This window comes from Bifidobacterium sp. ESL0769, assembly GCF_029395495.1.
Classification (GTDB): domain Bacteria; phylum Actinomycetota; class Actinomycetes; order Actinomycetales; family Bifidobacteriaceae; genus Bifidobacterium.
The window spans coordinates 2,031,710-2,050,322 of record NZ_CP113918.1; the positions used below are offsets into that span (position 1 = coordinate 2,031,710).

The 18,613-nt window shown below is 55.1% G+C and carries 16 protein-coding genes; 7 read left to right on the forward strand and 9 right to left on the reverse strand.

All coding sequences use genetic code 11. The features are described from left to right. Positions 1–39: 39 nt before the first annotated feature. The 4 genes from rpsP to trmD are packed head-to-tail and all read left to right on the forward strand — an operon-like array spanning position 40 to position 2,328. Positions 40–528 carry a 30S ribosomal protein S16 gene (gene rpsP, locus OZX72_RS07990; RefSeq protein ID WP_277158169.1) on the forward strand — a complete coding sequence of 163 codons (489 nt, stop codon included), beginning with the start codon at positions 40–42 and terminating at the stop codon, positions 526–528. Positions 529–530: 2 nt separating this feature from the next. Beyond that, on the forward strand, positions 531–764 hold the full coding sequence (locus OZX72_RS07995) for an RNA-binding protein (RefSeq protein ID WP_277142488.1): 234 nt from the start codon (positions 531–533) through the stop codon (positions 762–764). A 14-nt stretch (positions 765–778) separates the two neighbouring features. Then, positions 779–1,429, forward strand: a complete 651-nt coding sequence (gene rimM / locus OZX72_RS08000) for a ribosome maturation factor RimM (protein WP_277159417.1) — start codon at positions 779–781, stop codon at positions 1,427–1,429. Positions 1,430–1,476: 47 nt separating this feature from the next. Then, on the forward strand, positions 1,477–2,328 hold the full coding sequence (gene trmD, locus OZX72_RS08005) for a tRNA (guanosine(37)-N1)-methyltransferase TrmD (protein ID WP_277158170.1): 852 nt from the start codon (positions 1,477–1,479) through the stop codon (positions 2,326–2,328). A 34-nt stretch (positions 2,329–2,362) separates the two neighbouring features. Here trmD and rsmD read toward each other — a convergent pair whose 3' ends face one another. The 5 genes from rsmD to OZX72_RS08030 all read right to left on the reverse strand — a co-directional run bounded on the left by rsmD (position 2,363) and on the right by OZX72_RS08030 (position 10,260). Then, positions 2,363–2,938, reverse strand: a complete 576-nt coding sequence (rsmD, locus tag OZX72_RS08010; RefSeq protein ID WP_277158171.1) for a 16S rRNA (guanine(966)-N(2))-methyltransferase RsmD — start codon at positions 2,936–2,938, stop codon at positions 2,363–2,365. Between the two features lie 28 nt (positions 2,939–2,966). Further along, the gene (locus OZX72_RS08015) at positions 2,967–5,669 is read right to left on the reverse strand and encodes an ATP-dependent DNA helicase RecG (protein ID WP_277158172.1); all 2,703 of its coding nucleotides are present in this window, start codon (positions 5,667–5,669) and stop codon (positions 2,967–2,969) included. Positions 5,670–5,827: 158 nt separating this feature from the next. Next, positions 5,828–7,354, reverse strand: coding sequence for an MFS transporter (locus tag OZX72_RS08020; RefSeq protein WP_277158173.1), 1,527 nt, complete (start codon positions 7,352–7,354; stop codon positions 5,828–5,830). Between the two features lie 269 nt (positions 7,355–7,623). Beyond that, positions 7,624–7,818, reverse strand: a complete 195-nt coding sequence (gene rpmB / locus OZX72_RS08025; RefSeq protein WP_277158174.1) for a 50S ribosomal protein L28 — start codon at positions 7,816–7,818, stop codon at positions 7,624–7,626. Positions 7,819–8,925: 1,107 nt separating this feature from the next. Beyond that, on the reverse strand, positions 8,926–10,260 hold the full coding sequence (locus OZX72_RS08030; RefSeq protein WP_277158175.1) for a beta-propeller fold lactonase family protein: 1,335 nt from the start codon (positions 10,258–10,260) through the stop codon (positions 8,926–8,928). A 438-nt stretch (positions 10,261–10,698) separates the two neighbouring features. On the opposite strand from OZX72_RS08030, the gene OZX72_RS08035 reads away from it, so the two are divergent. Together OZX72_RS08035 and OZX72_RS08040 are read left to right on the forward strand one after the other, a co-directional pair. Then, entirely contained in the window at positions 10,699–11,493 is a 795-nt protein-coding gene (locus OZX72_RS08035; RefSeq protein ID WP_277158176.1) for a TetR/AcrR family transcriptional regulator, read from the forward strand. A gap of 58 nt (positions 11,494–11,551) precedes the next feature. Next, a complete protein-coding gene (locus OZX72_RS08040) occupies positions 11,552–12,304 on the forward strand; it encodes a mechanosensitive ion channel domain-containing protein (protein WP_277158177.1) in 753 nt (250 codons plus the stop codon). Positions 12,305–12,396: 92 nt separating this feature from the next. Here OZX72_RS08040 and OZX72_RS08045 read toward each other — a convergent pair whose 3' ends face one another. From OZX72_RS08045 to OZX72_RS08060, 4 genes are all read right to left on the reverse strand, one after another. Further along, positions 12,397–14,241 (reverse strand): CPBP family glutamic-type intramembrane protease, encoded by a 1,845-nt coding sequence (locus OZX72_RS08045; protein ID WP_277158178.1) that lies wholly within the window; start codon positions 14,239–14,241, stop codon positions 12,397–12,399. A 118-nt stretch (positions 14,242–14,359) separates the two neighbouring features. After that, complete coding sequence (locus tag OZX72_RS08050) at positions 14,360–15,508, reverse strand: D-alanine--D-alanine ligase family protein (protein ID WP_277158179.1); 1,149 nt, start codon at positions 15,506–15,508, stop codon at positions 14,360–14,362. A 150-nt stretch (positions 15,509–15,658) separates the two neighbouring features. Beyond that, positions 15,659–16,657, reverse strand: coding sequence for an NAD(P)H-dependent glycerol-3-phosphate dehydrogenase (locus OZX72_RS08055; RefSeq protein ID WP_277158180.1), 999 nt, complete (start codon positions 16,655–16,657; stop codon positions 15,659–15,661). 57 nt (positions 16,658–16,714) lie between these two features. Then, positions 16,715–17,611, reverse strand: a complete 897-nt coding sequence (locus tag OZX72_RS08060; protein ID WP_277158181.1) for a lysophospholipid acyltransferase family protein — start codon at positions 17,609–17,611, stop codon at positions 16,715–16,717. Positions 17,612–17,788: 177 nt separating this feature from the next. Between OZX72_RS08060 and OZX72_RS08065 the strand changes: the two genes are divergently transcribed. Next, positions 17,789–18,514 carry a TetR/AcrR family transcriptional regulator gene (locus OZX72_RS08065; RefSeq protein WP_277158182.1) on the forward strand — a complete coding sequence of 242 codons (726 nt, stop codon included), beginning with the start codon at positions 17,789–17,791 and terminating at the stop codon, positions 18,512–18,514. Positions 18,515–18,613 lie beyond the last annotated feature (99 nt).

Consider the following 18,613-nt stretch of genomic DNA (forward strand, 5'->3'; position numbering starts at 1 on the left):
GAGCTCGAAACCGCAATGATACCTACAAGGAGAGCCACAATGGCTACCAAGATTCGTCTGAAGCGCATGGGTAAGAAGTTCTATGCCTTCTACCGCATTGTCGTCATGGATGAGCGCAAGAAGCGTGACGGCAAGTCGATCGAGGAGATCGGCCTGTATGATCCGAACCAACAGCCTTCGATGATCAAGATCGATTCCGATCGTGCTCAGTACTGGCTTGGCGTCGGCGCACAGCCGAGCGACGCAGTACGCAATCTTTTGAAGATCACCGGTGACTGGCAGAAGTTCAAGGGTCTGCCGGGTGCCGAGGGCACGCTGAAGACCGCTGAAGACGGCCCGGATGCCGCCGCCCGCGTCGAGGCCGTTGAAGCCGACGCTCAGAAGCGCAAGGCCAAGCAGTCCGAAGCCAAGGCGAAGGCCGAAGCTGAGAAGGCTGCAGAAGCCGCCAAAGCCGACGAAGCCAAGGCAGAGGAAGCCGGCGCCGAAGAGGCCAAGGCCGAAGCCGCTGAGACCGAGAAGGCTGAGTAATCATGCTCGCGCAAGCTGTGGAACATCTCATTTCCAATATCGTCGACTTTCCCGATGATGTGTCGGTGAAGTCCCACGAAAACGCCCGCGGCGAACTGTTGCGGGTGCGTGTGAACCCTGAAGACATCGGGCGCGTGATCGGTCGTTCCGGCCGCACCGCCAATGCAATTCGTACCGTGGTGCAGGCGTTGTCCGACCACAAGGTGCGCGTCGACATCATGGATGTTCGCAAGTGAATCGCGACGAAAACATTTCGCAGCAGGCAGACCCTCAGCAGCGTGAACTGTTGAGGGTCTGCCGTATCGGACGTGCGCAAGGGCTCAAAGGCGAGGTCAATGCGCGTACGTTCACCGACGAACCGGAACTGCGGTTTGCACCCGGATCCGTTTTATATACCAAAGACGGCTCACGAACTTACACCATCGCTCATTCCCGGACGTTCAAGGACCGCTGGATTCTACATTTCGAGGGCGTTGACAATCGTGATGCTTCCGAAGCTTTAAACGGATTGGAGCTTTACATCGAAGCCGATGACCCTGAGGAAATGGCAGAAGAAGACGCCTGGTATCCCAAAGATCTTATCGGACTGGAGGCTCGCGTCGCCGACAATCCTGCCAATGGAATCGACGCTGGCAAGTCCGGCAATGTCATTGGAAAAGTTGTGGACGTCATCGACGGCCCTGCACAATCACTGCTGAAAATCCGCTTGGCCACGCCCGTTGTCGAGCAAAAAGACGGCAGTTTCGCTCCCGCCTCTCTCGATGGGGCCGACAAAGATACTGACGATAAAATCATCAAAACGGCTTTAGTTCCGTTTGTCGACGAACTCGTACCGGATATCGATTTGGATGAACATTATCTGACTCTGGATCCGCCTGTCGGTCTGATTCCGGGGCTGTGATTCCTGCTGACTAATGTCAGTGACCGGCTCACGATATGGTTGAAACCATGAAGATCGATATCGTGTCCGTATTCCCTGAGTATTTCGAAGCCCTCAACGTTGGCCTGTTCGGCAAGGCCATCGAACACGGACTGCTCGACGTAAAAACACATGATCTACGCGACTGGACCCACGACGTGCACCATTCCGTCGACGATACGCCGGTCGGCGGCGGTGCCGGCATGGTGATGAAGCCCGAAGTCTGGGCCGAATGCTTGGACGATTTGTTGGGCTTGGAACCTGTCGAAGTCAACGATGACGATAGCCCTAATATATCTTCATCAGATATCGAAGCCGATGATGCAAAGCCCGTCCTGATTTTCCCGAATCCTTCGGCAACGTTGTTTACCCAGCGCGACGCGACCGAGCTTTCGCATGCCAGCCACCTCATCTTCGGCTGCGGACGTTACGAGGGTTACGACGCACGTATCCCCCGCTACTACTGCGCACAAGGCGTTGACGTACGCGAATACTCCATCGGCGATTACGTACTTAACGGCGGCGAGGTGGCCGTCTCCGTGATGCTCGAAGCCATCACCCGTCTCATGCCCGGATTCATGGGCAACCCCGACTCCATCGTGGAGGAATCCTACACCGGCCAAAACGCGCTGCTAGAGCACTACCAGTACACGAAACCGGCCGTCTGGCGCGGCATGGGTGTCCCCGACGTGCTCACGAGCGGTGACCACGGCAAGGTTGATCGCTTCCGCCGTGACGAAGCCATCGCCCACACTGCTCAACTCCGCCCAGACCTCATCGCGCAGCTCGACTGCAAAGCCCTTGACAAGGCGGATCGCAAAACCCTGATGTCCTTGGACTGGGAAGTCTCTGGCCCCCACCCGCGAAAGTTGGATGACTAATTTTTCATCAAGAATAAAGGTGGTCTAGTGTTACTCACTTGTGGTCAATATAGTAGACCTCGGTTTCGCCGTAGTGGCGTTGGTCGGAGACTTGCCAGTTTTCAGGCACCGTCAGCGGCTCGGAACGAGTTGAACGCTCAAAAATGATTACTGTTTGTTCGTCTGCGGCCGGGGATGCGACCAAGTCTGCGATGAGTTGGTTACATTCCTTGGTGGTGAGCGCATATGGAGGATCAGCGAAAATCACGTCGAAGGCGGGGCCGTCATAGCCAGAAGCGATGCGCTCGGCACGCTTACGCATCACTCGGGCCTTCATCACGTGCGAATCCCATGCACGATTGCGCTTGAGATTGCTCAGTTCTTTGTCGATCAGCGCAGCCGCCGGACCAGCCGATTCCACTGCCACTAGCTCGTCGGCACCACGCGAAAGTGCCTCGATGCCCAGAGCTCCGGTTCCAGCGAACAAGTCGAGCACACAAGCACCATCGAGCACTCCCCACGCCTCGAGCTTGGAGAAAATGGCCTCTTTTGCCCGGTCGGTCGTCGGCCGAGTGCCCGGCTTGGCCTTGGCCAGCTCGAATCCTTTGAATCGTCCCGCAATCACACGCATAATTCCACCTTATAGCTATATAAAGAGCTCAGTTGCTCAAGATTTCGGACTCGCCGCTACGCGTGAAATCCAAAACGGCACCGGCAAGCTGGGGCTGGTCGGTCAAAGTCGGGTCACGCTTGAGCAATGCTTCAGCCTGTTCGCGGGCATCGGCGATGGTCTTGGCATCCTTGACCACACGTAGCAGCTTCAGTCCGGACTTGCCGCCGGACTGGGCATCGCCCAAGACGTCGCCGGCACCGCGCAACTCAAGATCGGCCTGCGCGATTTCGGCACCGTCGAGCGAGCCCTCGATGACCTTCAGACGCTGTTCGGCGATGCTACCAGGCTCGGCGCGCGAGACGAGGAACGCCCAGGAATCAGTGCCACCTCGGCCGACGCGCCCACGCAGCTGATGCAACTGGGAAAGCCCGTAACGGTCGGCATCGAAGATTGTAATGCAACTTGCCTGCGGTACATCAACCCCGACTTCGATAACCGTCGTCGCCACGAGTATCGGGGTCTTGCCGGATTCGAAATCAGCCATCACCTTGCGCTTGGTTTCGTCATCGTCGCGACCGGTCAGCGTCGCGAACTTGATGCCGGCAAACTGCGGCAGGGACGAAAGCCTTTGCGCGATTTCGTCGACGGCGTGCAGCGGTGGCTTGGGTTCGCGCGGCGTGCCATCATCGTTTTCGTCACCGTAGTCATCGACCTCCACGAATCCGCTCTCGACATCGTCGCTACCGGAACTAGCCGCAGAAACCCTACCTTGACCGCGTTTGCCGGAACCAGCCACACCGATAGCCCTACCGCCGGAGGCACCCGCGGCAGCCGCCTCAGCATCGGCCTCGTCCGCATCAATTCGTGGGCAGACCACGTACGCACGCTCCCCCGCGTCGATGCGCCGGCGAATATGCACGAACATCTGCGCCATCATATTGCCGTCAGCCTCGGGCACGATAAACGTGCGGATCGGCTTGCGTCCGCCAGGCAACTCGGTGAGCCACGAAATGTCAAGATCGCCGAACCACGTCATCGCCGCGGTGCGCGGAATCGGGGTCGCCGTCATCACCAGCAGATGCGGGGTCTTCTCGCCTTTCGAACGCAGAATCTCACGCTGCTCGACGCCGAAACGATGCTGTTCGTCAATGACCACCAACGCCAAGTTCGGCGCTTGAAACATCTTGGAAAACGCCGCGTGCGTGGCGATGATGATACTTGGCTCGCCGCTGGCCGCAGTCGCGAGCGCCTTGCGTCGGACCGCGAGTTTCATGCCTCCGGTCAGCAGCGTCACCGGGATAGTTGAAGGCTGGTTATCAGACTTTCCCTTATTCTTGCTGTTATCCTCACCATCGGAATCGGGTTCGGAAGCCGTCGTTTTGCCAGCTTTATCGTCGTCGCCGCCGGCAAGTTTGGCCACCATGCCGCTGATGGTCTCAAAATGCTGCTCGGCGAGCACCTGCGTAGGTGCGACCAAAACCGCCTGATTGCCGGAACCCACAGCCTGCAGCATGGCTGCGAGCGCCACCACGGTCTTGCCGCTTCCGACCTCGCCTTGCAACAGCCGTTGCATCGGGTAGCTGCGCCCCATGTCCTCGCAAATGGTGTCGATGACGTCCTGTTGGCCGCGGGTCAGCGTAAACGGCAACGAGGCGACAAAACGTTCTCGCAACCCGGAATCCTTACATTCGAAAGTATCGGCCTTACGCGCATTCTCGCGTTCCTGCAGCACCGAAATCTGCGAGACGAACGCCTCCTCATAGCGCAACGTCGCCAACGCCGCATGAAACGCCTTGGTCGATTGCGGATCATGGATGGCTTCAAACGCGTCGGCCCGGTGCATCAGTTGTTTGGATTCGATAACGTTCTGCGGCAGCACGTCAGGAATGGCGGCGCGCAAGGCAAGATCATCTACCTTATTATCTGCAAGACCATTGGCGTCATCATCGTTCTTTTCGAGCATCGCTTCTCCGCTGGCACGCAGCGCATCGAGCATCGCGACGATGGATTCGTGGATATGTTCGGTGGAGATACGCGAAGTAGCGTGGTAGACAGGACGTGGGCGGCAGACGTGCTGCAGCGCTTCGTACGCAGTTGACGCATCAAATTTCAGAGCATTGGCAGTTTGAACCGGCTGGGAATGCGAAGCGGAAACACCGATACCAGCAGCTGCGTCACCTCGTGATAAAGGTTGCGCATTGGTTTGGTTGGAAATATCGTCGAAAGAAAGTTCGCCAGCATTTGCGGAACCGGATGTCGCAGCCGGATTGGCGAATACGTTCGCGCCTTGCGGCATCACCGTGAGCACTTCGGGATGGGTGAATTGCAACTGGCCGTTGAACTCCGTGGGCGTACCGGCGAGAACAACGTCAGCACCCGAATGCAAGCGCCCGCTCATCCAGTCCATATATTGCTTTTTATGCGAGAAAAAGACGAGCCGGCAACTCGACGCCGGAATCTGGCGGCTCGCGGCGAACGCTGCATCGTCGACGACGGCCTCAAGCCGATACCCACGCCGACCGCCCATCGGAATGACCCGCGCAAAGCGCACCACGGCAGCGAACGCCATCGGCATACCAACTTTTGCCTCGCGAATCGCCCGCAGCGGCACGGGCTCGGTGACGCGGAACGGATAGTAAGTCAGGGCATCGCCAACCGCCACCATACCAAGCCCTTTAAGCGCGCTGACCCGCCGTTTGTTGGCGATCAACGCGGAAATCGGGGTGGTAAGGGTGACGGTATTGCTCATATTTCTATTCTATTGAGTGCCTACGAACGACAAGGTCCCGTACAAGTCGGCAGATAGGATTTCAGGAATGGCCATATTAAGCCAATCTCTAAAACCTATCTGTCGACTTGTGCGGGACTTCCCCGGCAAAATATCCGGGAACCATTTAAATCACGCCATCAGCGCTTGGAGGCATCGTCCGTCGAAGTCTGCTTGGAAAGACCGAAGGAGATAATGAACGCGACGATGGCGAGCACCAGCGCGAAAGTGAAGCCCCAGCGCGAGCCGGTGACGAAAGCCATCGCCTTGCCGCCGGAGTGGGAAGCAGCCTGGCCGGCACCGAGCAGAATGGTGGCGACAGCGGTGATGACCGCACCGACAACCTGCTGCATCGTGTTCAGGATGGTGGAACCATCGGTCGAAAGATGCTGCGGCAGCGAGGCAAGCGCCGAGGACTGGGCCGGGCTCATGGCCATCGGGATACCGATCATCAGGATGACGTGCGCGCAGATGATGTATGCCACAGAAGTCGACGGGCCTGCCAGCATCAGCAGGACGACACCAATCATGGAAAGCACCAATCCGCCACGCACGAGCCACTTCGCGCCGACGACATCGTAGAGGCGACCGGCAAACATGGAAACGAGCGCGTTGACCACACCACCGGGCAGCATCACGAGGCCGGTGAGCGCAACCTTCACGCCGAGGCCATTCTGCAGTTCCTGAGGCATCAGATACATGGTGGCCAGCGTGATGCCGAAATTCATCATCACAATCAGCGCGCCGACCGTGAACTGGCGAATGCCCAACGCATGAAGGTCGATAACCGGGTTGTCCATGTGCAGCTGACGGTAGCTATACGTGGCGATGGCGGCGATACCGACGACCAGAATGGCGATGACCGGCAATGAGAAACCGAAGTCGCTAATGAGGCTGACGCCGAGCACGAAGCCGCCGAAGCCGACAATCGAGGTGATGCAGGAAAGCGCGTCGATGCTGGGCTTGGTGAGCTTGTAGGCGTTGACCATCCAGATCGAGGCACACACAAACGCGACCAGTGCGATGACAGCAAAGAAGAAGAAAATCGCACGCCAAGAGAACGCGCCAATCAAACCGCCGGCCAGGGTCGGGCCGATGGCTGGGGCGAACATGACCACAAGGCCGGCCATGCCCATAGCCGCACCGATTTTATTAAGCGGGAAGACCTCGAGGATGACGGAGAACATCATCGGCAGCACCAGACCGGTCGAGATGCCCTGGATCATACGACCTGCGAGCAGCACACCGAACGAAGTACCCGGCGCGAAACCGGAAATCAGCGAGCCCACGAAGAACATCGCCAGCGCGAAGAGCAGCAGCGGCTTTGACGGAATCCACTTTAAGAGCAGGCTGGTGAACGGCAGCACGATGCCGATGACGAGCATATAGCCCACCACCATCCACTGCGCGGTGCCAGAACCGATGTGGAAGCTGACCATCAGGTCAGGCAGCGCGATGTTCATCGCGGTTTCGCTCAACATTCCAAGGAACGCGCCGAGATAAAGCCCGAGCATCGTCAGGTTCGGATGCTTGACATCGATACGCGCTTTCAGCGGCTTGTGCGGTGACGTCGGATCTTCTTCCGCGCGCTTTGTTTTCTCTATGGCAATCCCGTTTTCAGGCGCAATTGAACTAGACATGGCAGAGCCCATGTTTTCTTTCTCCATTTCATTCCTGCGTCTTATCGCCGTTTACGGTTGCGCGGGACATTCGTGCATCGCGCCTTCAAGCGCGCTTCCATTGCAAGGGTGGCGCCGAACGCGCCCACTTTATGTTGGTGGGAACCCCTCAATTCCCAAAGCGAGTCCTCATTATTAGCGGCTCGCTGGACAAAATCACGAAAACGAATACACAGACATCAATACGCAGGCACGAAAAAACCTCCGACGCCGAACGACGTACGGAGGTTTTCAAATTGCTGTTTGCTACTCGCGATTCACGCGGCCACGCGCTGAACCTTACCAGCCTTGATGCACTTGGCGCACACACGAACGCGAACGTTCTGTCCGTCGATAGTGGTGCGAACCGACTGAAGGTTCGGGCTGAAGGTGCGCTTATTGCGAATATGTGAATGCGAAACGCTGTAACCGGTCTGCGGTCCCTTGCCGCACACTGCGCAACGAGCTGCCATAATGGACTCCCTATACTGTTTTGACTTGCAAGTCTTGATGCCGTTATCCTGCGTTTTGGCGCACAACAGCGACACACAACTTATCAAGTATACAACCGGGGCCGACCAAGGGCAAGATAACGGTTATCCAGGGTTCAGCGAGACCAGATGATTGGCTCGTAGCAGCTCCTCAACACTCACCAAATGACACTCACTTATACATATTGTCATCTTAAACCAGGTAAACAATACGGTTGGCCGTAACTCTTGGCGGAGGCTTGGCGATATCTTGCGATGGGTTGAAGACGACCCGGCGATGACTTGACGCAACTCTGCAACAGCCTCGATAAAAATGTATAACAATAATGCATAGTCCATCGAGTCATACATCCAGGAGCAACTAAAGGGAGCGAATGCACTACAAACACACTTATGGCTATCCGGTTGTAATATGACGACGAACGGCGCTTTTACAGTGACGAAAAATTTATTTGCCGATCCGGTTGTCTAAATCTATCTAGAATTTTGCTTACAGCATATATCATAAAAAGTATTTCTAAAAATATTTATACAATTTTTATAAATTTAGCATGTATAATATGCAGTTATTTATTTTTATTCTACTTATGTTAAAGGCCTCAGATATGCAACCGGTGCCCGAAAACATCTACCGCCGGGTATTTTGTCCACAAAAGCCCAATCAAAGCGCCGCAAGTAGCAAGCGAACCCAGCAAAAATCCCCATCGAAGCAAGTAAGTTTCAAAATTCACCATGCGCTTTTAACCGTTCAACCCTAAATACCAACCGCTCACATCGATTTTTGCACACTCTTACGTCAAAAAACTCTAGCTACGTCAACAAGAACCGATACAGCTTGATTTAGATTTGACATAAAAAGTTATTTTATATCATAAATCGATATTTTTGGACTAGTGTATTCTATACAGTCCAAACCCGATAAAGAACAATAACGGATTTTAAAACGCAACAACGAAATACCCCGTTACGTAGCTGCCTAATTAACTTTCCGGGAATACCTTATTTAGTGCAAAACTCCATCAAAATTCTAATGCAAGGACACCTCGGCGACAGTCGAGCAGATGAACTGTAAAAATGGAAAAACGCGGTTTAAACTCCGGTCAGGGGCAACACCGCGGTCGGCGAACCGGCCGGGTAGTCGCCGAGATGCACCGGTTCCCCGTCAGCTGCCACACGGAAGAGGCTCAGATTGTCGCTCACCTCGTTGGCTGCGATCAACATGTTGCCGACAGCCAGAAGGTGACGCGGGCGCTTGCCCCCGCTTTGCACGCCGCGGCCTTTCCAACTCGGATCGCCCTCGTCGGCCAAACGGCTCAGCTTGCTGCCGTCCCAATACAGGGTCACGATGCGCTCGGAACCCCGCAGCCCGACATAGACGAAACCGCGTGAGAACGGCGAGACCACAGTGTTTTGGTCTTCCGTTGAACCAGTAAGACGCAGGGCATCGGGCACAAAGGCCAAGGAGGCAGCCTGATCTGGGTGCTTCCCTTTGTCGCCACCGAGGTTGACAGTTTGGGCCACCCAGAATTCCTCCGACTGGCCTTTCGCTCCTTTATCTTTATCGTCCTTATTATCGTCCCCACTATCTCGAGAACCTTCAACGTCCGACCCGACCGGTTCGAGAATGGTCACCGTACAACCCCATTCATCGACGACTGCTATACGCCAGTCGCCGCTCTCCCCGAACTTGCCGGAAGGACCGGGCAAAACGTGCATGTCACGCGGGCCGGTGCCGGGAGCCAAGGAAACAAAGCCAGTGCGAACCAGACACGAACCCTGCCAGCGATGGATATAGATGCGATCCGCACCCAAATCAGTGGTCAGCACACGACCGTCGGTCAGGGGAAGAATCCAGTGGGCGTGCGGCGCCTCTTGCGCCGGCAACGGTCCGTGGTGCTCCGGGTCGCCGTGCAGCACCTGCGCCACTGGACCCAGAACGTCATCCGCACCAATCGGCAGAACGCATACCGTACCATCCGCGTAATCGGCGGTAATCAAATGGCGTCCGAGCATGGGATCAACCGCAATGGCGGCATGAGTGGGGCCGGATTTCGCAGGCAATTTCACGCGGGATATTTCGCGAAGCGTCACTTCGCCGAATCGATTGTCAACATTTTCGCGCGCACTTGCGCTGGATGTATCGGCAGAGTTATTGCCAGACAACTCGCCCGAATTGCCGCCGATGCTTCCACGAGCAAATTCACCAGACTTATTGCCGGCCTGCCCACCCGAATTCGCTCCTTTATATACGACACGCAACGAAGCGACTTCATCGGTATCCTCGAGAACCGCGAAAACCGTATCGCCTTCACGCAAAAGCCACGAAGGTGATGGCACATCCGAAGCCACGCCCGCGGCTTCGATCGTTGGCAACTTCTGCGAAATATCATCAACAGATAGTTTTTCACCGTTTTTGACATTCATCGAATCATTCGAACGCCCTTTTACGTCAAACGTTTTTATGTCTATTGAATTAGGCAACATTAACAAATATCGCTCGACACCTTTGCTTTGTTCGTGATGTATTGATCCGAACCCGCCAACTAGCAGCTGATAAGCTTGAATATCCATGTTTTCAATCTATCGCGCTTTGAATGTTCACCCCAAATTTAAAAGCGAATTTTTAATTATTGTGATTTACGTCACATTTTAATTTATAAATTTACAAAGTTACGTATAAAGAACTAGATTTAAAAAATAATTTCATCTAGTTTAATATGCACAACTCTCTGTATAATGAACCATCGGAAAGTTTTCTCTACGCGATAATCGCGATTTAACGAAAATCGTCAACCGTTATCCTTTAGAATCAATACAGAAATTCTTCACATAGAATTTTCTCAATCATCAGGAGGCATCAGAATGTCTAGACCCCGACAAGACTCAAATCAATTGCCGGCTACGACGCGCATGGAGAATGCGTTCTGGAAGTTGCTTGAGGAGCGGGATTATCCCAAAATCACCGTCACTGACATAGTCAACCTGGCCGGTGTCAACCGTAACTCTTTCTACTACCATTACTGCAAGCTCAACAATCTCGCCGAAACCGCAATTCAGCATGCCGTCGAAGGAATCAACAGGGCAATGCCCGAATTCACCATCGACCCGGCCAAAGCCTGGAACGGCATCGTTATGCAGCTCATCGGCGTACCGGCCAACCGCATCTATCTCGACCGTCTCGCGTTGACAGTAAGCGAACACGGTTCCCCGTTCCTGCTTTTCACGGTACACGACGCGATTCGCGACGGCTTCATCGAGTGGCAGCATCTCGACCGCGACATGACCATCACCCAGAATTGCCTGTTGGAGTTCTCAGTCGGCGGCCTGCTCGCGCTTTCCGGTATGTGGCCCAAACTCGCCAAGGAGACGACGGTCGAACAGTGGAGCAATCTCGATGCGGCAGTGGTCGCTCGCACGCTCTACATGGCCGTTTCCGGCGACAGCATGCCCGGTTTCTGGGTACAGATGTTCCGCAGTGCACTGGAAAATAGCGACGGTTCCCTGCTCAAGAGCATCGCCGAAGCCGAAAGCCAAGACAAGGACTTCAAGCACGAGGTTGATGCCCTGCTTGAGGACCTTCACACTATGCAGCATCAACATACCGACGGCTTCAGGGGAAACGCCGCGCTTATGGGTGGTATTAGTCACTCTGCTTGATTTTTGGATTTTAAGCCGGTCCAACAGGTCTAGGCCTACGGGGGTAAGCTAAAGCCTTATGGATACATTGCTGGACTGGCTCAAGGCGCACGATAGTCGCATCGCATTTCTGATTATCGTGCTCGCCGTCGCCTTTGCGGCTACAAAAGTCGTTTCGCGATGGCTCAAAAAACTACTTAATCATTCCGGCATTCCCAATGCGTCGATTTTCGTCAACCTTTCGTTGGTGGCGATCTGGACCATTGCCGTGGCTATGGTGCTCCAGCCGGTTTTCGGCATCAATCCGACCACCATCGTCACGGCGCTTGGCGTCGGCGGCGTTGCGATTTCACTGGGTTTGAAAGACACCATCGCCAATATCATCTCCGGATTCGGACTGATGATCGGTCATGTCATTCACCCGGGCGACCACGTGCGTATCCAAAACATCACCGGAACCGTCGAAGACATCACCTGGCGGCAGACGGTGGTGCGCGAGCGCAACGGCAATCAGCTTATTATTCCCAATTCAGTACTCAACACTTCTTCGCTGGAACGGCTTACCCGGGAGGGCGAGGCGTGCGTCAGCGTCGCTTTTGCAGTGAAACCCGGCACCGATATCAAAATGGCTGCAAAGCGTATAGCCAGTGTGCTCAAAACGGCGACAGCGAACATCACCGACCGCAGAAACCCACCGCAAATCAACTTCACCGGCTTCTCACCAGACGGAGTGCAAGGCGAGGCTCTGCTATTCGCCAATACCGGCATCAGCCAGGACCGGGTACGCGATTGCGCCGTGCGCGCGTTGGCGAAGGAAGATTTCATTATCTAGGCTTCGCTATTTAAAATCCGTTACCGCGGCAATGGTCATATTCCAACCAACTTCCGCGGTAACGGTAATCTCGAATCTTTAATCCGCGACCTTTATACGTTAAACAACGCCGCAATCATCAGCACGATGCACAGAACGATAAACACAATCGCTCCGGGATTGCCAACCACCGTCTTGAGGCGCGTGCCTGCCGGCAATTCCTCGGGCGCCCGATAGAACACCAGCTCCTTGCGCATGACCACAGCGACGACGATGCCCGCAATGAACATGACAAGATCGAAAACGAGATACATGAGGAACGGCGTGACTTCCCTACCATTCCCTGCAGCGAACGCTTTTTGTATCCCACCGAACATATCCACCGAAACCGTGGCCCACGTGCTCTTGCTCATCGGCAGGAAAGTCATCTCATAGAGGAACCCACCGAAGAAATTGAACGTCATGTGCATGGCGATGGTATAGCGCAGCTTGCCGGTGCGCACGTAGGCGTAAGCAAGCAGCAGGCCGAAGCCGAAAGCATAGAAGAACTGGAAGAGGTTGCCGTGGAAGAGGCCAAAAGCGAAGGCAGACACCAGAATCGCCGTTTTCTCGCCATATTGTTGCATATGGTCAATCAGCAGGCGGCGGAACAGCCATTCTTCGAAAATCGGGCCGATGATCACGGTGAAAAGCAAAAGGCTTATCGGGTCGAGACGTTGAATCAGGTCGTTGATGCTGCTCTCTGCCTGATTGTGCGAAAGCACGCCTGAAAGGATGTTGCCAATCCAGTTGCCGATATCCGCCACCGGGAATGATATGGCCATCAGCGCGAAGAACATGCCTACTCCCATATCGCTTGTTTTGCGCTTGACCTTAGGCATCTTACGGAAGATAAGCAGGGATAATGGAATCGCAACCGCGTAAAGCGGCCCATTACCGATCAGCAATTGCCCCCACATCGGCATTTTGCGGGGATCGACGAATAGCGCCGCAACTCCAGAAAGAATAGCGGCAAGAACATTCCAGACCAGAACCACCATGACCAAGGCGAAGCCAATGTTCGAGAAACGTTTGCGCGCACTCTGAAGCCATCGGGACATCGCGGCCTGCCACGCAGCGTTGGGCTGGTAATAACCGCCGAACGCCGGACGGGCGAATTGCGCAGGCGGTTGCTGACCGTACCGAGGCTGCGTGGGGTACTGATAACTTACGCCAGGCTGCTGGTACTGGTATTGGGGTTGGGGCTGTTGATACCGCTGGTACTGCGGTTGACCGTACTGTCGGTACTGCGGTTGCGATCCAAACTGTTGCTGCGGATACGACGGGTATTGGTATGTCAGGTATTGCTGCTGCGAGTACTGCTGGGAAGAATATTGGCCAAACTGCTGCGTATATAGACCAGACTGCTGGTACTGCTGATATTGCGACTGGGGTTGCTGGTTCAGTGGATATTGAGGCTGATACGGCTGGTACTGGAATTGCTGATAACCGGGCTGCGAAGCATATTGGCCAGGCTGCTGGTACAGCTGCGGCTGGGGCGTCTGGTATGTCTGCGGCTGAGACTGTTGATTCGGCTGGGTCTGAGGGTTGTAAGGCTGACCTTGATATTGCGGCGACGGCGCAGTTTCAGCTCTCCAAGACTGCGGCTGCGATGCCTGCGGCTCAGACTGAGCCCGCACTTGCTCGTTCAATGTCCGATAAGCCGATTGCGGTTTGTATTGAGATTGAGATTCCGCCTGATTTGTCTGGGTCTGAGACGAAGTATGACGATGGAATGCAGAGAAATCCTCCAGACGGTCAGATTGCGGAGTTTCCTGCGACTTCTGCTCTGTTTGTGCTTTGGCGTGCAACGCATGATACGCCGAATGCGGCTGATGTTGCGGCAGCTGTGACGCACTGGATTCTTCGTGCTCGCCCGACTGCGAAGTCTGCTCTTCAGAACGGTTATCGTCATTCATAGTGCGGCACACACCCTCTCGAGTTATTGATCAATCCAATTATATTAATCGTGATAATAAATAATATAAAACGACTTATCTATTTCAAACTAAATTCAGCAATTTTTGATATATAGAATCACCGTACCACACCTTCGACGAGCCTGGTAATCAGTTCTGTATAACTCACGCCGGTAGCTTCCCAAGCCTTCGGGTACATGGAAATTGGGGTGAATCCAGGGATGGTGTTGATTTCATTGACCATCACTTCACCGCGCGGGGTCACGAACGTATCCACACGCGAAAGCCCAGCCCCGTCAATGGCCTTGAACGCTCGAACCGCGACTTCCTGCGCACGCTTCAACGTCTCATCGGGCAGATTCGCCGGAACCTCAACGTGCGAGGCTTCGGAATCAGTGTATTTGCTGTCGAAATCGTAGAACTGGTCGTCGTCGGCGCCACGGCGGTCGAGCACGATCTCGCCGGGCAATGCGCACTTCGGCTCCTCGCCGGCAACCGGGTTGAGCACAGCGCACTCGATCTCGTGGCCGTCGATGCCCTGCTCCACCAACACCTTCCAGTCGTGGTGCGACGCCTCGAAAAGCGCCGCAGCGAGTTCTTCCGTATCCCCCTCACGTTCCAATTTGGTCACGCCGAAACTCGAACCGGCGCGGGAAGGCTTGACAAACAGAGGATAACGCAGCTTAGCTGACTTGATACTTTTCATTGCTTCTGCAGCATCGTTCTTGAACTCGTCGGACGCGTCGAAATCGCGGGTATCGAAGGTCACACCGGGAGCCACCGGAATGCCGGCCTCGCTCAAAATAATCTTGGTGAATGCCTTGTCCATGCAAGCGGACGATGCGAAAACCCCACAGCCGACATACGGCACACCCATCATCTCGAGCAGGCCTTGCACCGTGCCGTCCTCACCGTACGGACCGTGCAAAACGGGAAATACCACATCGACATAACCCAGCGAAGTGAGCTTGCCGTTCTTCTCGCGAACATAGAAGCCATTATTGCCGCGGGACATATCGAGAACGACCGGTTTGACGGCCTCATTCGCTTCCGTCCCCTCGGCCACGGGCATCGCGCCGTCGGCAACTTCGAAATCGCGGGGATCGGTGCCGCCCATCACCCACTCGCCGGCCTTGGTGATGGCAATGGGAATCGGCTCGAACCGTTCGGTATCCATCGCCTTCAAAACTCCAGCCGCAGAAAGGCAGGAAATCGAATGCTCGTCCGCTCTGCCACCATACAAAACCACCACACGCTGCTTACGCATATTTCCTCGCTTTACCTCGTCCGAAACCGAACCTGAACCCCAAGCCTACACGGCAAAGCAGCGACACTCCGATACGTATACCTCTCATTCACAAAGCCGATGCACGCGAGAAATATAGGTGTGTCGACAAGAAGTAAGAAGACAGTCTTGCTATTCTTCGGTGATGTCGCCTTTCACCAGCTCGTGGAGCATCTGTTCGCAGGTCAGGCCGTGCTTCAAGACATCGTCCATCGCGCTGGCCAGCGGGGTCTGCACGCCAAGCTGAGCGCCCATACGAACCACAGCCTCCGTCGTGGGCACACCTTCGGCCACGCCGTTGCTGACTTTCGTTGCTTCCTCAACACTCATGCCACGGCCAAGGTTCGCACCGAAAGTGTAGTTGCGGCTCAGGGGCGATCCACAGGTGGCAATCAGGTCGCCAACCCCTGCAAGGCCATGGAAGGTCTTGGCTTCAGCGTGGGCCGCCTTGCCAAGCCCCACGAGTTCCGCCAAGCCACGCGTCTCGACCATTGCGGCAGTATTTTCGCCGTAGCCTGCGCCCCGTGCCATACCAACCGCGAGCGCCACGACGTTTTTAAGTGATCCGCACATTTCCACACCGATGACGTCAGTGGTGACAAACGCTTTGAAATACGGGGTTTTACAGGCTTCCGCGACGATTTTGGCATTGTCGATATTTTCGCAGGCCACCACCGTTGCGCTGGGCTGACGGTCAGCGACCTCCTTGCTCAGATTTGGGCCGGAAATGGCGGCAAAACGCTGCGCCGGCAGACCCCCCAAGGCCTCACGCACCACTTCATCCATGCGCTTTCCAGTAGTACGCTCGATGCCTTTCATCAACGACACTACGATGGCGTTGGGCTTGATCAACGGTGCAAAAAGCTCCAACGCCTCACGCGCATGCTGGGCCGCAATGGCAACGACGACAATCTGCGCCTGGCTCACCGCTTCCGCCCGATCGCCGGTGGCGGTCATATTGTCAGGAAGACACTTGACGCTCGGAAGTCGCACCCCGTTGTAATGGCGGTCGCGGATGCCTGCGACGATTTCCGGCTCACGCCCCCACATCGTCACGTCGTTGCCTGCGTCCGCAAGCACTTGGCCGAACGCCGTTCCCCAAGCGCCTGCCCCGAGTACTGTCACCTTCATAATCTGCTCCTTTGCATCGCTAGATTCTTCCATAATAGTTACTGTTATCCCGTTCTACTATGAATTTGCGCGACGCGGCTTGCGGCTCATCGTACGGAAATCCCAATAACCTTCGGCCGGAGGCTCTTCGCCGCGAATCTCGGCCATAATCGTTTCCATCCGTTCGCGGATGCGCGTGGTGAGCTCCGTGACCAGTTCCATCGGCGGCTCATCACCCCAAGAATCCATGTCTTTGAGCAAGTCGCCGTAATCCAACACGTCGTCATAGCACATCACCACGTTCTTGCGCGGCCACGGCCACCAATGGTTGATGCTCGCCGCGCCCCACGTCACCGAACAATAAAGCGGTATCTGGCAGCCAAGCCGGCGCGAGGATTCAAGCGCGATGATGCCGACTCCGTCCTTAAGACTCATCGGCCATTTGAGCGGATCGCGCGAAAGCGTGCCTTCCGGCCAGACTGTCAGCGGACGACCGGAAGTGAGAATATCAATGGACTCCTTCTCGATTTCGACGGCCTTACCGCTGCGGCGCGGCACCGGCTGCATACCCACCAGCATGAACCATTTACCGATGACAGGCCAATGCGACATCTCGGCTTTGGCCATATAACGCGGACGGCGACCCATATGGAACAGCGCATCCATAGGAATAAAGACGTCATACATCGTGACATGTGTGGCGGCCGTAATGAACGGGCCGGTTTCGGGGACGTGTTCAAGCCCCCATGCGTAATTCTTGCTATGCATTCGAAGAATCTTGGACACAGCGTCAAGCAACCGCTTGGTGCCTTTCGGATTCTGCGCTTCGATTTCGGCAGTGTTCGCCTTGCGCGGCCCGGTTGGGAAATATTGCGTCGGATCCACCAGACGGTGACGCTTGCCCAGAAGCTCCACTTGCGCATCGCTCAGAGGCAAAACACTCGAACGCGGCGACGGTTTTCCTTTGGAAGTCATGCCCCTATTGTGCCTCGGGGTTGCGAACTCCCCTTATAGCGACACACCTTACACAATACCGACCAGCGGTATGTATACTGATTACAAGATTAGCTTGGTCACGAACGAGGCACGCAATCGGTTAGGCTTACGTTCCACTTACCGCCAGTCCATCGATATCACAAAAGAAGGCACAGTATGGCACGCAATGCACATCCTGAAGTGACCAGGCGCCGCATACTGGACGCGGCGCAGAAGCTGTTCGCCGCTAAAGGCTACGAAAACACCTCGATCCAGGATATCCTTGATGAACTTGGCGACCTCTCCAAAGGCGCGATATATCACCATTTCAAATCCAAATTGGATATCCTGGACGCCATCAGCGACGAAGACAACAAAAAATCCTACGCCCAATACGACGCCCTTCTTCAACGCAAAGACCTGAACGGCCTGCAGAAAATCCGCGAACTTTTCCTCGGTACCATGACCGACCAGGAACATGTCGAAAGGCTCAAGGGCACGCTCCCCACAGCCAACGACCCGCAGAATCTCAGCGAAAGTATCGGCGCATGGACGCGCACGTTGCCGGTCGGTATGCGCAAACTCATCGATTGTGGCATCGAGGACGGTTCCATCATTACCGACTATCCGCAGGAGGCGGCAGAACTGCTCACGCTGCTGATGAATATCTGGTTCATGCCGAATTTCTACCCCGGCACCCGCAACGAGCTGCGACACCGTGCACAATGCCTGGCGACCATCTGCGTCTCTATCGGCGTGCCCGCGATTACGCACGACATGATTGACAAGCTCGCCGACTTTTACTCACAGATTCAAATTCAGAACTCCGATAACACTACTGCCAAAAGCGACAACAAAACCAAAAGATTGAAAATAAAGAGACCCTCAGGTAACGTTTCCTGAGTTATTCATTTAAGAGTTCCAATAGCTCAAAACAATTCATAACAACGATATACAGGCGTTTTATTACATGATTTACATACCGCCGGTCGGTATGTAAAT

Coding starts and splice junctions, on each gene's coding strand:
- OZX72_RS08015 (WP_277158172.1), bottom strand. CDS start 5,669: ATGAGCAATACCGTCACCCTTACCACCCCGATTTCCGCGTTGATCGCC.
- OZX72_RS08055 (WP_277158180.1), bottom strand. CDS start 16,657: ATGAAGGTGACAGTACTCGGGGCAGGCGCTTGGGGAACGGCGTTCGGC.
- rpmB (WP_277158174.1), bottom strand. CDS start 7,818: ATGGCAGCTCGTTGCGCAGTGTGCGGCAAGGGACCGCAGACCGGTTAC.
- OZX72_RS08060 (WP_277158181.1), bottom strand. CDS start 17,611: ATGACTTCCAAAGGAAAACCGTCGCCGCGTTCGAGTGTTTTGCCTCTG.
- OZX72_RS08035 (WP_277158176.1), top strand. CDS start 10,699: ATGTCTAGACCCCGACAAGACTCAAATCAATTGCCGGCTACGACGCGC.
- rsmD (WP_277158171.1), bottom strand. CDS start 2,938: ATGCGTGTGATTGCGGGACGATTCAAAGGATTCGAGCTGGCCAAGGCC.
- OZX72_RS08020 (WP_277158173.1), bottom strand. CDS start 7,354: ATGGAGAAAGAAAACATGGGCTCTGCCATGTCTAGTTCAATTGCGCCT.
- OZX72_RS07995 (WP_277142488.1), top strand. CDS start 531: ATGCTCGCGCAAGCTGTGGAACATCTCATTTCCAATATCGTCGACTTT.
- OZX72_RS08040 (WP_277158177.1), top strand. CDS start 11,552: ATGGATACATTGCTGGACTGGCTCAAGGCGCACGATAGTCGCATCGCA.
- rpsP (WP_277158169.1), top strand. CDS start 40: ATGGCTACCAAGATTCGTCTGAAGCGCATGGGTAAGAAGTTCTATGCC.
- OZX72_RS08030 (WP_277158175.1), bottom strand. CDS start 10,260: ATGAATGTCAAAAACGGTGAAAAACTATCTGTTGATGATATTTCGCAG.
- OZX72_RS08065 (WP_277158182.1), top strand. CDS start 17,789: ATGGCACGCAATGCACATCCTGAAGTGACCAGGCGCCGCATACTGGAC.
- OZX72_RS08045 (WP_277158178.1), bottom strand. CDS start 14,241: ATGAATGACGATAACCGTTCTGAAGAGCAGACTTCGCAGTCGGGCGAG.
- OZX72_RS08050 (WP_277158179.1), bottom strand. CDS start 15,508: ATGCGTAAGCAGCGTGTGGTGGTTTTGTATGGTGGCAGAGCGGACGAG.
- trmD (WP_277158170.1), top strand. CDS start 1,477: ATGAAGATCGATATCGTGTCCGTATTCCCTGAGTATTTCGAAGCCCTC.